Here is a 14,246-nt window from a genome sequence, read left to right on the forward strand (position 1 = left end):
TCTATTTATTCTTTACTTCCTCTGCTGGTCTTCTCCTCAAGGAGACTCTAAGCGAACACAGATAAATTTCTTAACCAAACCGTATTGGGTTGCAGTCTAGCGATCGCTATCTGAATGAAATCAGCAAAAAGTAACTGTTCTCTTCACAAGTTCCTCAAATTCTCGGTTTATAAATATAGATGTCAGACTAGTTTGCTTAATAACTATTAGGGTTAACTAATAGAAGAATTTTGTTGATAGTTGCCAAAAAATGATGCAAACTTAGTAATTTATGTCCATCTCATCCCGAAAAACTAAAAAACTCAATTATTAAGAAAAACCAGAGGTCTATATGCTGAAAAAAATTTTAGTTGCATTGGATCGCTCTGAAATGGGACAGCAGGTTTTTGGGCAAGCATTGGCTTTGGCAAAATTAACCCAAGCTAATTTACTGCTGCTGCATGTCCTATCTCCAGAAGAAGAAGGCAGCCCCTATTTACCCATGTTATCCAATGTGGACTACTATCCAGGATTTAGTGGTCGCAGCTTTGAGCTATACCAAAAGCAATGGGATAAGTTTGAGGATGAAAGTTTGAAGATGCTGCAATCTTTTAGCGCCCAAGCAAACACAGCCCAAATTCCCACAGAATTTACTCAAATGCTGGGTAATCCTGGGCGAACAATTTGCAAATTAGCTGCTAACTGGGGTGCTGACTTAATTGTGATAGGTCGCCGGGGTCGGTCTGGTTTAGCAGAATTATTTCTGGGTAGTGTGAGCAACTATGTCATGCACCATGTTTCTTGTTCAGTTTATATTGTGCATTACCCAACTAGTTTACAAAATCCTGAAAAAGTTGTAGAAACTACAAGCGTTGCTAACTAATTAAGTAAACACTAAATTTCAGCCAGCCCTAGGAGGTAAACCTGATGTTACGCCATATCCGCAAAACATCGCAGGACAACAAAAGGGTAAAGATTAAAAACAAAAGAAAAATTTCCTTATTCTCCCTAACTTCTGCCAAGAGGCTATTTTGGCGGCTGCTATGGCTGGCAATATTAACAATATCAATATATATATTTCTGGGTTTAGGAAACCCTCAATCTCAGATGGTGCTAGCTACTGTTAAGCAATTAGAAGTACCAGGAGAAATTCTACATCGTTCCCAGACAAAATTAGACGATCAATCAGGAAATGTGTGGCAGGTCGTCTTATTCAAGCAAGTTTATCCTGGTCAAGTAGTAAGTGTAAATCTCAGGCTAGTGGGGTTTCCTGGTGCTGCGGAACTTTTCCATCCTCAACCTTTAACAATCACTACTGCTACAGGTAAAATCTTTAATGCTGCCGATGTTTTTTTAGAGGAAGCACCAGCACCGACAATTGCTCAGTACGATTTGAAAGATATCTTGCCCAAGTTGCCAACTGAACCGTTACTATTAGGTATACCTTTACCTGGCGATCGCTTTATCAATATCTCAGTACCTAAATCAGTGGTACAGGAATGGCAAAAAGTGCTAAATGCTGGGACTAATACATGATTTTATCGTGTCTGCCTAATTAGTGATAGTTTCCGTATCTTCTTTACCTTTGTTCCCTGCTTAATCCTGTTAAAAATCAAAGGTAGTTCTATCAACTGCGTGTGTAACGATGCTTCACTCCAACGGGGAAGTATTCTGCATCGCCTGTTGCAGTTAATGTAACCTGCGGCATTTGATATTTTGAAGGAACGTAATTAGCAAATTCACTATTGAGGCGCAGTAGTTGGGTAAGAATTGAAGATGCAATAGTTTGTCGTTTTTCTTCGCTACTTTCTACTTTTGGTGCTAGTTCCACAACTATAGATAAGAATCGGTTTTTATCGATATCTTCCTTAACTTGCAAGACAAACTTACCTGTCACCCATGCTTGAATTATCGGTTGTTCTAGTCCCACTATCACATTTTCAGGATAGATATTAGCCCCAAAATAAGAAACAGTAAAGTTAGAACGTCCGAAAACATAGACGAAAGGTAAAGAATGAATCCCTCTAGGTGATTGCTGAGTGTGAGAACGCAGTTTTTCTAGGGGATCAAATCCCCACTTTACCAAAAACTGGAGCATAGCATCATAACTTATTAATCCGCCAGTATCTAAGATGTTATAGCGCACCAAAGGAATACCATTATTTCCCGAAAATAACAATGTGCCATCTTGAACTTCAAAAAAGCGGCTTATGGGGTCATATTGTACCAACGTGGGTAAGCGAGATTCCCCAAATAAAGCTTTAGCAGCATCGGGATTTTCTGCTAAAAAGCGCCGGATACAAATACTCAATGGTGTTTCATTACCTAACACACCTGCATCCGCAGTTCCGTAGAGAGATGCAAAATCGTAGCAGGTATTTTGGGAACCAACTCTGTCGCCAACCAAACTCCGCCATTCTTCGCTGAATACTTCCCCAGCCATGACTAATTTAATTTGGTATTGCTGCCACTCTACACCACGGGCAATGCCAGTATCAATTACATCTTTAAGGAATGGTGGATATCCCAGCAACACAACCTGCTCAAAATTTGCACCCAGTTCTTGGACAACACGCAAAATTTCTTCTTTATTGTTTCCAGGAGTAATTACGGTGACGAGATAATCTTTGCTAGCAAGATAACGACAGCAGTTAGTAGTAAACATTCCCCCTACCCAAGTACCGAGGGTGAAACATATCACTGCTAAGGTACGTCTAGTATCTGCGTTAAAACTATCGTGAAATATCTGCTCAAAACGTGTAGCAATTTGCAGTTCATCTGTGAAGAAACGAGGCCAAAATGTTGGTTTACCTGTGGAACCAGAAGAAGCAGCAATCATATCACATGCTTGTAACTGCCCATCGCGGCATAACTCAGCCAAGGGATAACGCGATATATAATTTTCTTTAGTGATCGCTGGTAGTTGCTGAAAATCTTCAAAGCTTTGAATAGCATCAGGATCAATTTTTTGGGCTGCTAAAAAAGCCTTGTAAGCAGGTACATTGGCAGCCACATCGTAAAATAAACTTAAGGCTGCTGATTGGCTAGAAGTCTGAATATGTTTTTGGAGTAGTGTCTCTAAGGGGGTAGATACAAAATCTTTAAATGCTTTAATTGATCGTTGGCTTGGTAAATTGCAGTTCATAACGCTTGTTGCTTATCTTGAAGTAGAAACAACACCTTTCCCTGGGGGAATTAAAAATTAAAAATTAACATTCTCATAAATACAGCAAATTTCATTTGAATGAGGTACATTACGCTCGTCTCTAATCTCTAATCTCTAGTCCCTAGTCCCTAGTCCCTAGTCCCTAGTCCCTAGTCCCAACCCCTCTCTTCTTAAAAGACGTACTACACCCAACCGAGAAACGCTGTAAATTGACGCTCAAGAGGATGTCCGTAAATGAAACTGTATCCATTGTAGTAACTTAATAAAACCCATTCATCCTTCAGCACTATGCAGGTTTATTGCAGTAAACAACACGCAAATAATGGTATTAACCGCTTTTGTACTCATTGCGGTGAGCCATTACCTTTAGCTGTAGGGCAGGTTATAGATAATCGCTATCAAATTATACGTCATCTAGGACAGGGCGGTTTTGGTCGCACTTATTTGGCGGAGGATATTAATCAATTTCATCAAACTTGTGTACTGAAAGAGTTTGCCCCCCAAGTTAAAGAACCACAAGATTTACAAAAAGCTAAAGAATTATTTGAACGCGAAGCAAATGTTCTCAAAAAACTCCAACATCCCCAGATTCCCCGTTTTCATACCTCGCTGCAAGTAAAAGTAGGCAGTAAGGATTTTTTCTTGTTGGTGCAAGATTATGTAGATGGTAATGATTATTCTCAATTGCTAGAACAGCGTCAAAGTCAAGGAAAAACTTTTAGTGAAGCAGAAATTTTAACTTTATTACGGCAAATTTTACCAGTATTGGCTTACATCCACTCTTTAGATGTAGTCCACCGCGATATTTCTCCCGATAATTTGATTTTACGCAGTTCTGATCATTTACCAATTTTGATTGACTTTGGTGGTGTCAAGCAACTACCAGCTTCTCAAGGGTTTTGGTTCACAAAGTTAGCTGTGAATCACACTTTATTAGGTAAGAAAGGCTACGCGCCAGAGGAACAGTTAAGACAAGGAAAAGTATATTTAAATAGCGATTTATACTCTTTAGCGGTGACAACACTAGTATTGCTTACAGGCAAAGAACCGCAAAAATTATACGACAGCTATCAGGGACTGTGGTACTGGGGGAAAGAAATTAACGTCAGTTCCCAATTAGAAGCAGTGTTAAAAAAGATGCTAGCTTATAAACCGAGCGATCGCTATCAAAACGCTGAACAAATTCTCAAAGATTTACCCTTATCAACTGCGACTAAACCTCCAACTACTCAGATTACCAAGCTCAAAACAATGATAGTTGCGCCGGGACGAAAAAATGTCAATAATTTAGTCAGTAAATTCCACAACAAAACCCAAGCGGTAACTAAATCTATACCTTTGCCTGTTTGGATGCGCCCTTTTGCAGTTAGTCTTGGGGGAACAGCTTTAGTAGTTTTAATTGGTGCAGGTGCTTGGGCAGCAGTTAATGCCGTGATTCAGAGTGTGACATCAATTACTTTACCATCAATTTCATTACCGCAAATCCCACAGTTACCAAATCCTTTTGGGCAACCAGTAAGTGACAAAAATACTCAAGACAATGCCGAAATTTTCAGTCGTCGCCAACAGTTAGAAATTCCTGAAGTCTTCTTTATCAGAATGGTAGACGATTTATTTTATACTAAAAAACCAGAATTAAAAAGACGTAGCCTCACATCAAAATCAGAAGATGCCGCTTTACGAAAAGAATGGTACGAGACTGCCAGCAACTTACTAGATAAAATAGAACAAGCTAACCTCAGTACAGCAGTGCGTCAGCAACTAGGAAATTATAGTTCGCAAGATTACGAAACTTGGAGACAACAAGCAAGAACAGGACAATTAGGGAATTATACAATTAGTCAACTTAACAAAGAGACTAATGAAAAATTTGATCGCTTGTTTCCAAGACAGAGGCGTGGGAACATGAATCAACAAACTTTCGGTCAAATTTGGTATGCGATCGCAGCTGATAAAGTAAATCAAAAGGAAAGGGAGCAGGGAGCAGGGAGCAGGGGGAGTGGAAAAAGAACCAATCAAAAGTCATGAAGACCTAGAAGTATACAAAATGGCGTTTGATGTAGCCATGAAAATTTTTGAATTATCTAAGAAGTTTCCCCTAGAGGAAAGATATTCGTTGACTGACCAAATTCGTAGGTCGTCACGCTCTGTTTGTGCTAATTTAGCCGAGGCATGGAGAAAACGTCGTTATGAAGCTGCTTTTATTGCAAAGTTAAATGATTCTGAAGCTGAAGCAACAGAAACTCAAACTTGGCTTGAGTTTGCTGTCAAATGTAATTATTTAGACGTTGATATGGGCAGAGAACTTTATAGAGCTTATAACCGAATTTTAGGCATTTTAGTAACTATAATCAACTATCCATCACCCTGGCTCATAAAACGTTAATTTATAATCCCTCATGCCCCCTGCCCCCTGCCCCCCCCTGCCTAACTATGCATCCTCTTTATTGTTCTCAAGGACATGAAAATTCTCCAGGTAGTCGTTTTTGTCTCCAGTGTGGTGAAAAATTATTGGATACGCCCATGAGTTACGGTATTCAGCCAGGATTAACTTTAGGCGATCGCTATGTAATTGTACGTCAACTTGGTCAGGGCGGATTTGGACGCACTTATTTAGCTGAAGATACCAATCGTTTCCGCGAACTTTGTGTTTTAAAAGAATTTTCTCCCCAAGTTCAAACTGCTTACGTCGTCCAAAAAGCTGAAGAATTGTTTGAGAGAGAAGCTAATGTTCTTTACAAATTGCAACATCCGCAAATTCCCCGCTTTCGAGAATTGTTTCACATCAATCTTGAAGGCAAAGAATACTTGTTTTTAGTCCAAGATTATGTAGAAGGGCAAACTTATAACTCTTTATTAAATACTCGCCTTCAACAAGGTTTGCGATTTACGGAGGTAGAAGTTAGCCAACTATTACAGCAAATTTTGCCAGTTTTAGAGTATATCCACTCTATAGGTGTGATTCATCGGGATATATCTCCCGATAATTTAATGCTGCGCGCCGTTGATCAACTGCCAATGTTAATAGACTTTGGCGGTGTCAAACAAGTAGTGGCAACTGTTGCTTCTCAATATTACCAACCCGGTGCAGTTGCATCTCCCCCAGCACCAACTTTACTTGGTAAAGTGGGATTCGCCCCCCCAGAACAAATGCAAACTGGTTTGGTATCTCCCCACAGTGACTTGTATGCTTTAGCGGTGACAGTGCTGGTTTTACTGACAGGTAAACAGCCACAAGATTTAATTGATACTTATACCCTGACTTGGCAATGGCGACGGGAAGTTAATTTAAGTCCATTATTAGGACAAGTCATAGATAAAATGTTATCGCCTAGACCGGGCGATCGCTACCAATCAGCAACCCAAGTACTGCAAGCCCTCAACCCCCAGCCAGTTAACTCTTCTCCGACTTACTACCCTACGCCTCCTGCTTTAGATCCCACATCTGCGACTGTGGCTGTCTCTCCTCCCCCAATTCCCCAAAGTTTCAATTCTCCAACTCCTCCAATTCCCCAGCCTACAAGTTGGTGGACACCAACGAAAATCTTTGTAGCGGTGCTAGCTTTAGCCAGTACTGCGGGAATAATCTTGTGGGGATTAAATCGCGGTGGCGATCGCAATTCAGGAGTAATTGAGCCTACACCTACCCCGACTATTACTCAGCCTACCGATCCTTTAGCCAACTATTCACCAGAAGAACGCCAACGCAAAGAAAGATTAAGCGATCGCCGTCAACAATTAGGACTTGATCGAGGCTTCTATATTAATTTGGTAAATCAAATTTTCTGGGATAAAAATCCTAGTTTACAAGGACGCACTCTCAGCGATGAACCAGAAGATGAGAGTTTACGGGCGCAATGGGATCAAACCGCTGATCAATTGTTAGATAAATTGTCAGTACTGAGTACTAAAGCGCGGCGACAATTAGGTACTTATACTACAGCCGAACGCGATCGCTGGAAGGTGGAAGTCAATCAAATTAACGTTGGCAGTCGTTCTTTGTATGATTTAGGAGATGCTGCCTTTTTCAATCAATTTCCCGAACAGCGCGGCAAGACTTTTCTCGATCAACCCATCGGACAGGTTTGGTACGGGTTTGTTAGCGATAAACTCAGTGCAATCCTCGCTGGGAGTGCTTTCCAGAAACTTACCTTTGATCCAGGTGCTACGGGCAAAACAGTTAGTAGCACTCTGCAACCCGGAAGTGGCAAAATTTTCATTGCTGATTTAGCCAAAGAGCAATCTCTGGATTTAAAGCTACAAGCAAATTCTCAAGTTTTGTTGTCAGTTTATTCTCCTTCTGGCAAAATCACATTTTTAGAAGATTCCAAACGACGCACTTTATCAACTCAATTACCAGAAAACGGATTTTATGAATTTGTAGTTGTTTCTACAGCATCAGAACTTGTAGATTATCGACTCACCATCACAGCAGAAAGTCCTACACCCGAACCTACGCCTACACCAACTCCTACAGAAACCCCTACACCTGAACCTACACCAACTCCCACGCCTACACCGACTGAAACATCTACACCAATACCGACGGAAACAGAAACACCAACTCCAAGCAATTAAAAGTTCAATAAATGTTTGTAGTGAGTTAGCGCGGTCTTGGGGGTTTCCCCCATGAGCGACTAACGAACCCGTAGGGTGAAGACTTCAGTCCTCTCTAAGAGATGCGGCAAGTGCAACTACTTGACAAAAAGGCTTTAACCCTTACTACTAAAACATGTCGATACTTTTACGTTACTTAACATAGTTTGATTCCTACCAACTTACTAATTAGAATCTCCGCTACAAGTACGGCGATAAACTTAACCTAAATCCCAGCAAGAGATTTTCACCAGATAATACTGTAGGCAGGTTTCGCACTTCTACATCTTGCCCTTGACGATAAATTTCTACTTGTTGCTGTTGGGGATTAATCAACCATCCCAATTGCACCCCTGCATCTATATATTCTCGCATTTTGTCACGCAGCATTTGCAAATCATCCGTTGCTGACCTTAACTCAATTACAAAATCAGGCGCGATGGGGGGAAATTTGCGTCTTTGCTCTGGGGTAAGGGCTTCCCAATGTTGCTTTTGAATCCAAGCAGCATCAGGAGAACGATCAGCACCATTGGGTAACTTAAATATAGTGGAGGAACTGAAGGTATAACCGAGATTCGTTTGCCGATTCCAAATTCCCAAATCGATAATTAAGTCAGCTTCTCGATTGCCACTTTCACCGCCGACAGGTGGCATAATGATTAATTCTCCCTTGGCAGTTCTTTCAAACTGTAAATCGCGGTTGTGTTGACATAATTCATAAAACTGTTCGTCACTCAGATGAACCATATCTAAATTTAATGTCAAAGGAGTCATGACCTTGACTTCCTCATATTTAAGTCAGTAAATCAGCGCGGGGTTTGAAGGTTTCAATTTCTCGTAATTTTCCGTAAAGTTCTTGTTCTTGAGGACTAATGTTTTTGGGTGTAACTATTTGAATTTCTACCAATTGATCGCCACGTTTACCTTTGTCAGTGGGGTAGCCTTTATTCGCTAATCTCAGTCTTTGACCAGATCTGACTCCTGGGGGAATAGTCATTTTGACTGGGCCATCGAGAGTTGGGGCTTCTACTTGACCTCCCAAAACTGCTTCACTAGGAGTAACTGGTACTTGGCAGAAAATATTGCTGCCTTCTAATTTAAATAACGAATGAGGAATGACGGTAATTTTTAAGTATAAGTCGCCACCACCAATACCTTGATTTCGTAAACGAATAGTTTGACCTGTTACCATACCGGGGGGCATATTTACTTCTAGCGATCGCCCGTCTTCTAGGCGAATGCGTTCGTTACCACCTTGGTAAGCTTTTTCTAAAGGTAAGGTCAATCTAGCTTCGATATCTCGACGGGCTTGTTTTGGCGGGTTTTTAGGAACTGTGTACTCAACTCTGCTTTTAGGAGAACGAAATGGATCGCTACTAGTGCTGGTACTACCATTTTTAGTGTCTCTGCGACCACCGACACCAATAACTTGATTAATAAAGCTCTCAAAATCAGAATACTCGCTTGGGTCTACTGTCTGAGTGCTACTACGACTATTGGGGCGATTATCCCACTGTTTAGCTTTTGGTGCTTGTTTGCCAGCAAAACCTTTTTGCTTCCAGTAGCGACTAAACTGGTCGTACTGCGCCCGTTTAGCTGTATCGGAGAGGACTTCATAAGCCTCACCGATATCCTTAAATTTTTCTTCTGCTGTTTTATCCCCAGGATTGAGGTCAGGATGATATTGCCTTGCTAAACGTCGATAAACCTTTTTAATTTCTTCACCTGATGCTTCTTTCGGTACTCCCAAAATTTCGTAGTAATCGCGGAAATTCTGCAAATTTTGCATAGCCAGTTATTTAACTTTAAATTTTAGATTTTAGTTATCTAAGTTACGAGTTAGGAATTATGGGTTATGAGTTGAATTGTTAACTCCCAATTCCTAACTTCTAATTTCTAACTCCGAATGATTATTTCAGGAGTACTACAGCCAATCATCATCGTCATCCCAATTATCCTGATAGCTAGGACGAGATGATCTACGAGGAGGAGGGCTGTCATAGGAGGGATAACGGCTATCTCTGCCATAGTCTCTGCCATTATCTCTGCCGTAGTCTCTGCTGTATGGATCACGTTCTCGATATGGATCGCGGGAAAAATCACGTTCTCGTTCTTTTTCTTTTTCGCCTGTAAAGATGTCACGAATAGTACCAAATAAATCGTCGTCTTCGTCTTCAGCGTAATACTGACGAACTTCCCGATTTAGTTCATAGAGAGCATCTTGCAAGTCGGCGTAAGCTTGATCAATGCCGCGATCGTCGTTTTCTTGTAAACTCTCTCGTAATTCCCGGCAAATACTATCAATGCGTTGGCGGCGGTTACGGGAAAATTGCATCCCAAATTCCAGCGCTACTTCTCGGAGTTGGCGTTCTGCTTGTAAAATTAACGCCTCAGAACGCGTGCGTTTTTCTACTCGTTCTTTGCGTTCGCGATCAACATCAGCGTATTTTTGAGCATCGTGAATCATCTGATTGACTTCCGACTCGCTCAAGGTAGAAGCGCCTTGAATTGTGATACTCTGCTCTCGCCCAGTAGTTCTATCTAAGGCTGTTACCTGCAAAATTCCATTGGCATCTATATCAAACGATACCTGAACTTGGGGGATTCCCCGTGGGGCTGGTGGAATACCATACAGCTTAAATCTTCCCAAGGACTTATTATTTGCTGCCATTTCCCGTTCGCCTTGGACAACATGAATTTCCACAGTATTTTGATTATTTTCGGAAGTGGAAAAAATATCAGAACGACGAACTGGGATGGTGGTGTTGCGGGGAATCAATTTTTTCATCACGCCGCCAATGGTTTCTAACCCCATCGATAGCGGGGTGACATCCAATAGCAGGACATCTTTGAGTTCACCTCCTAAAATACCCGCCTGAATCGCTGCACCAACTGCTACCACTTCATCGGGGTTGACGTTTTCATTAGGTTCAATGCCAATTAAGTCTCGTACTAGCTGTTTTACCATTGGCATTCGTGTAGAACCGCCAACTAGTACAACTTCTTCAATATCTACGGGTGAAAGTCCGGCATCTTTGAGGGCGCGTTTAACTGGTGTACGTACTCGTCCTAGTAAGTCAACACATAAACCTTCAAACTGAGAGCGAGTTAAGCGAGTTTCTAGATGCTTAGGCCCGTCTTCAGTAGCGGTGATAAAAGGTAAATTAATCTCGGTAACACTCACAGCAGAAAGTTCAATTTTAGCTTTTTCTGCCGCTTCCATAAGACGTTGCAAAGCTTGGCGATCGCGTCTTAAATCTACACCCTCAGCTTCTAAAAATTGCTCTGCCAACCAATCTACTATTTGTTTGTCAAAGTCATTACCGCCAAGTTGGGTATCTCCACTGGTAGCTTTAACTTCAAATATGCCATCGCCAACTTCTAAAATTGACACATCAAAAGTACCACCACCTAAGTCAAATACCAAGATGGTTTCGGTGTCACCCCGATCTAAACCGTAAGCTAAAGATGCAGCAGTCGGTTCATTCAAAATCCGCAATACTTCCAAGCCAGCAATTCTACCAGCATCGCGGGTTGCTTGCCGCTGAGAATCGTTAAAATAAGCGGGAACTGTAATTACTGCGCCTGTAACTGGTTCACCCAGATAGCGACTGGCATCATCTGCCAATTTTTTCATTACCATCGCTGAAATTTCTTCTGGGGCAAATTCCCGACTCAAACGGGGACAGGCAATTTTAATATTTCCTACTTCATCTTTACGAATAGTGTAGGGTACACGCTTTGATTCTGGATTAAGTTCACTATATTTGCGCCCGATATAGCGTTTAACTGCGAAAAAGGTATTTTGAGGATTGAGGACAGTTTGCCGCCGCGCCATTTGCCCAACGACTCTTTCGCCTTCTTTACTAAAGCCAACCACGGAGGGGGTTGTTCGCATTCCTTCTGCATTGGCAATCACCACCGGCTTGCCACCCTCCATTACGGCGACTACTGAGTTGGTTGTACCCAAGTCGATGCCGACTACCTTGCCCATGCGTTACTCTTCTCCTAGTGCGACTTATACATTTATTATGATTGGGCGGGACTGCCTCTAGCAATTTGCTATTGGATAAAAACGCCTCAATGGTATAATAATCATCATTAAGGCCAGAAGTAGAGGAATTTAAGCTTGAGGAGCTACTTGCAAGACTAGGATAGCATTGACAATGCTTACTATGTCCAAGCTGCATCAATTTTCTATTCCAAATACTTACCGTCACAGTATCTTCGAGTTGGGAAATCCACCCTAATAAAACTTGCTTTTAATTGACTGAATAGATAACAAAGTTAATGTTGTGACTGTTTTAAACATTTGGATTTAAAAGAGCTATTACAAGTTCACCTCCTTGAAATAACGCGAGAACGCGACCCTTACATGGCAACAGCTGGACATTTTTTTGTTCAGGAATATATCCGCCAACAATTAACTCAATGGGGAAGTGTGGATTTCCACACCTTCCAAGTAGGCAGCAAAACCTGTAAAAATCTCATTTTAAATTTACCTTCTCAGTCTGTACAGAATAAAGCAAATTTACCACCTGTTTTAATTGGCGCTCATTATGATGCTGTACCTGGAACACCAGGAGCAGATGATAATGCCACAGGTGTAGCCGTATTATTAGAATTAGCCAGAAAATTTGCTGCTGAACCAACAAGATATCCCTTACGATTGGTTGCCTTTGATATGGAGGAATATGGCTTGCTAGGTAGCACAGAATATGCAGCCTTATTGCGTCAACAACAGCAACCACTTCGCTTAATGATGTCTTTGGAAATGTTGGGATATCGTGATGCTAATCCTGGTTCTCAAAGTTATCCATCACCTTTAGAACGTTTCTATCCCAATCAGGGTGATTTTATTGCTTTAATTGGTAATTTGCGGACAATTCCTGACTTAATTGGTATGAGTCGTAGGATTCGCAAAACTGGTATATCAAGTCAGTGGCTACCAGTACCGAATAGAGGTTTAATCGTGCCTCAAACTAGACAAAGCGATCATGCACCTTTTTGGGATGTGGGTTATCCAGCAATTATGGTGACAGATACAGCATTTATGCGAAATCCACACTATCACAAAGCTAGCGATCGCATCGCTACTTTGGATTTAGATTTTCTTACAGGCGTATGTGCAGGGTTAGAATTTGCTATTAGACGTTTATAAAAATTAGTCAATTATATAATTCAACACTAGGACTTAGACTAATTAAATCATCAATATTGCGTTTCATCGTGTTGCAAATTGCATCTAGTGGTAAGTCATTAGCATCATAACCAAAAGGGTTTTCTATCTCTAAACCGATAGCTTCAATACCAAATAAAGTAAAACTAATTAATGCCACAATTAATCCTGTCCACCACCCAAGACTTTCTACAACTTGAAAAGGTAATAGGCAACAATATAACAATAGTAACTGCTTGAGATGAATAGCGTAAGCTAAGGGTATTGGTGTTTTTAAAATTCGTTCACATGCTCCTAAGTTATCTACCAAATTATTTAATAGTTCTTGCATAGCTGTTAATTGGTAGCTATTTAAGCAATTGTGATTATACTGTCTTTGTAAATAATCTCCAATCCAGAAAGCCACTTCTAGGGGTGGATTATTCATATTCTTGAGTTTTCTATATTTAGAGTTAGGAATTAGTCCTTCTAACTCATCTGTTACCAACTCTCCGCGCAAATGTAATTTAGTCGCTACAGCAAAGGCTACTAATAAATGCAATGTAGCTATTTTGCCTTCTCTGTCTTCTGCGGATATTTCATCAATAGATACCCAAATTTGTCTTGCCAAATTTCGTACAGTATTTACTATCGCGCCCCAGCATTTTCTGCCTTCCCAAAAGCGTTCGTAAGCTGTATTGGTACGAAAAACTAGTAATAGACCTAAAACAATACTAGGAATAACACTTCCTAAAATTGGTTGGGATACAGATAAATTAAAGTAATAAAGTATAGAAACTAAAACACCAAACAAACCACAGACAATAACGCGTTTATAAATCGCTGAAATTACTGATCCTTTTAGCTGAAAAGCTATTTGGAACCATCTTTTTTTCTCGACTGTCATGCAACTAACCTAAAATAATATTTAGTGAACAGATCTACGAAACATCTGATAACTTAAAAATCATAACTCTGAAAGTAGTACAACTGTCATTGAAGAATTTACCATAACAATGGTATCAGAATCTTGTAAACTCAAAGAAAGTGGTAAGTATTTTAATGAGCGATTGGTGATTCATCAATTGTTATGAGAAAATCTTCATTCTAAATTGATGTAGCTGTGCGAATTATTTACTAAAAATTCGGAAATTATTGCTTTATGGCAATTACAGCAAATTAAATCGCATTGGCGAAGATGGGAATAACTCTGATGGCAAATGCACCGCTAGAAATAAAAGACGATGTTTTTAGCACAAACCAACTTCCAGACACCGTTTTATTCTTCGCCAAGGAATTTGACGATGAACCCTGAATTGCGTATTTAAATCGTTTTAACATTTCTGC

11 protein-coding genes are annotated in these 14,246 nt (G+C 40.6%); 6 read left to right on the plus strand and 5 right to left on the minus strand.

Annotated features, from left to right (window positions below; genetic code table 11):
- Nucleotides 1-331 precede the first annotated feature (331 nt).
- Entirely contained in the window at nt 332-862 is a 531-nt protein-coding gene (locus tag QI031_RS21000; RefSeq protein ID WP_281481578.1) for a universal stress protein, read from the plus strand.
- 224 nt (nt 863-1,086) lie between these two features.
- A complete protein-coding gene (locus QI031_RS21005) occupies nt 1,087-1,515 on the plus strand; it encodes a DUF3122 domain-containing protein (RefSeq protein ID WP_343217809.1) in 429 nt (142 codons plus the stop codon).
- A 91-nt stretch (nt 1,516-1,606) separates the two neighbouring features.
- Here QI031_RS21005 and QI031_RS21010 read toward each other — a convergent pair whose 3' ends face one another.
- Nucleotides 1,607-3,124: a phenylacetate--CoA ligase family protein gene (locus tag QI031_RS21010; RefSeq protein WP_281481580.1), complete on the minus strand. Its 1,518-nt coding sequence runs from the start codon at nt 3,122-3,124 to the stop codon at nt 1,607-1,609.
- A gap of 309 nt (nt 3,125-3,433) precedes the next feature.
- Here QI031_RS21010 and QI031_RS21015 point away from each other — a divergent pair, with 309 nt between their 5' ends.
- The 3 genes from QI031_RS21015 to QI031_RS21025 are packed head-to-tail and all read left to right on the plus strand — an operon-like array spanning nt 3,434 to nt 7,723.
- Nucleotides 3,434-5,173, plus strand: coding sequence for a protein kinase domain-containing protein (locus QI031_RS21015; protein WP_281481581.1), 1,740 nt, complete (start codon nt 3,434-3,436; stop codon nt 5,171-5,173).
- Nucleotides 5,145-5,531 (plus strand): four helix bundle protein, encoded by a 387-nt coding sequence (locus QI031_RS21020; RefSeq protein ID WP_281481582.1) that lies wholly within the window; start codon nt 5,145-5,147, stop codon nt 5,529-5,531. Before QI031_RS21015 ends, QI031_RS21020 begins: the two co-directional genes overlap by 29 nt.
- 47 nt (nt 5,532-5,578) lie before the next feature.
- Nucleotides 5,579-7,723 carry a protein kinase domain-containing protein gene (locus QI031_RS21025; protein ID WP_281481583.1) on the plus strand — a complete coding sequence of 715 codons (2,145 nt, stop codon included), beginning with the start codon at nt 5,579-5,581 and terminating at the stop codon, nt 7,721-7,723.
- A 219-nt stretch (nt 7,724-7,942) separates the two neighbouring features.
- On the opposite strand, the gene QI031_RS21030 is transcribed toward QI031_RS21025, so the two are convergent.
- The 3 genes from QI031_RS21030 to dnaK form a co-directional block, all read right to left on the minus strand.
- The gene (locus QI031_RS21030) at nt 7,943-8,515 is read right to left on the minus strand and encodes a Uma2 family endonuclease (RefSeq protein ID WP_281481584.1); all 573 of its coding nucleotides are present in this window, start codon (nt 8,513-8,515) and stop codon (nt 7,943-7,945) included.
- A 19-nt stretch (nt 8,516-8,534) separates the two neighbouring features.
- Nucleotides 8,535-9,530, minus strand: a complete 996-nt coding sequence (locus QI031_RS21035) for a DnaJ C-terminal domain-containing protein (RefSeq protein ID WP_281481585.1) — start codon at nt 9,528-9,530, stop codon at nt 8,535-8,537.
- Nucleotides 9,531-9,665: 135 nt separating this feature from the next.
- Nucleotides 9,666-11,735: a molecular chaperone DnaK gene (gene dnaK, locus QI031_RS21040; protein WP_281481586.1), complete on the minus strand. Its 2,070-nt coding sequence runs from the start codon at nt 11,733-11,735 to the stop codon at nt 9,666-9,668.
- A gap of 318 nt (nt 11,736-12,053) precedes the next feature.
- On the opposite strand from dnaK, the gene QI031_RS21045 reads away from it, so the two are divergent.
- Nucleotides 12,054-12,902, plus strand: coding sequence for a M28 family peptidase (locus tag QI031_RS21045; RefSeq protein ID WP_281481587.1), 849 nt, complete (start codon nt 12,054-12,056; stop codon nt 12,900-12,902).
- 7 nt (nt 12,903-12,909) lie between these two features.
- On the opposite strand, the gene QI031_RS21050 is transcribed toward QI031_RS21045, so the two are convergent.
- Nucleotides 12,910-13,806: a bestrophin family protein gene (locus QI031_RS21050; protein WP_281481588.1), complete on the minus strand. Its 897-nt coding sequence runs from the start codon at nt 13,804-13,806 to the stop codon at nt 12,910-12,912.
- Between the last annotated feature and the right edge of the window lie 440 nt (nt 13,807-14,246).

It is taken from the genome of Halotia branconii CENA392 (assembly GCF_029953635.1).
Classification (GTDB): Bacteria; Cyanobacteriota; Cyanobacteriia; order Cyanobacteriales; family Nostocaceae; genus Halotia; species Halotia branconii.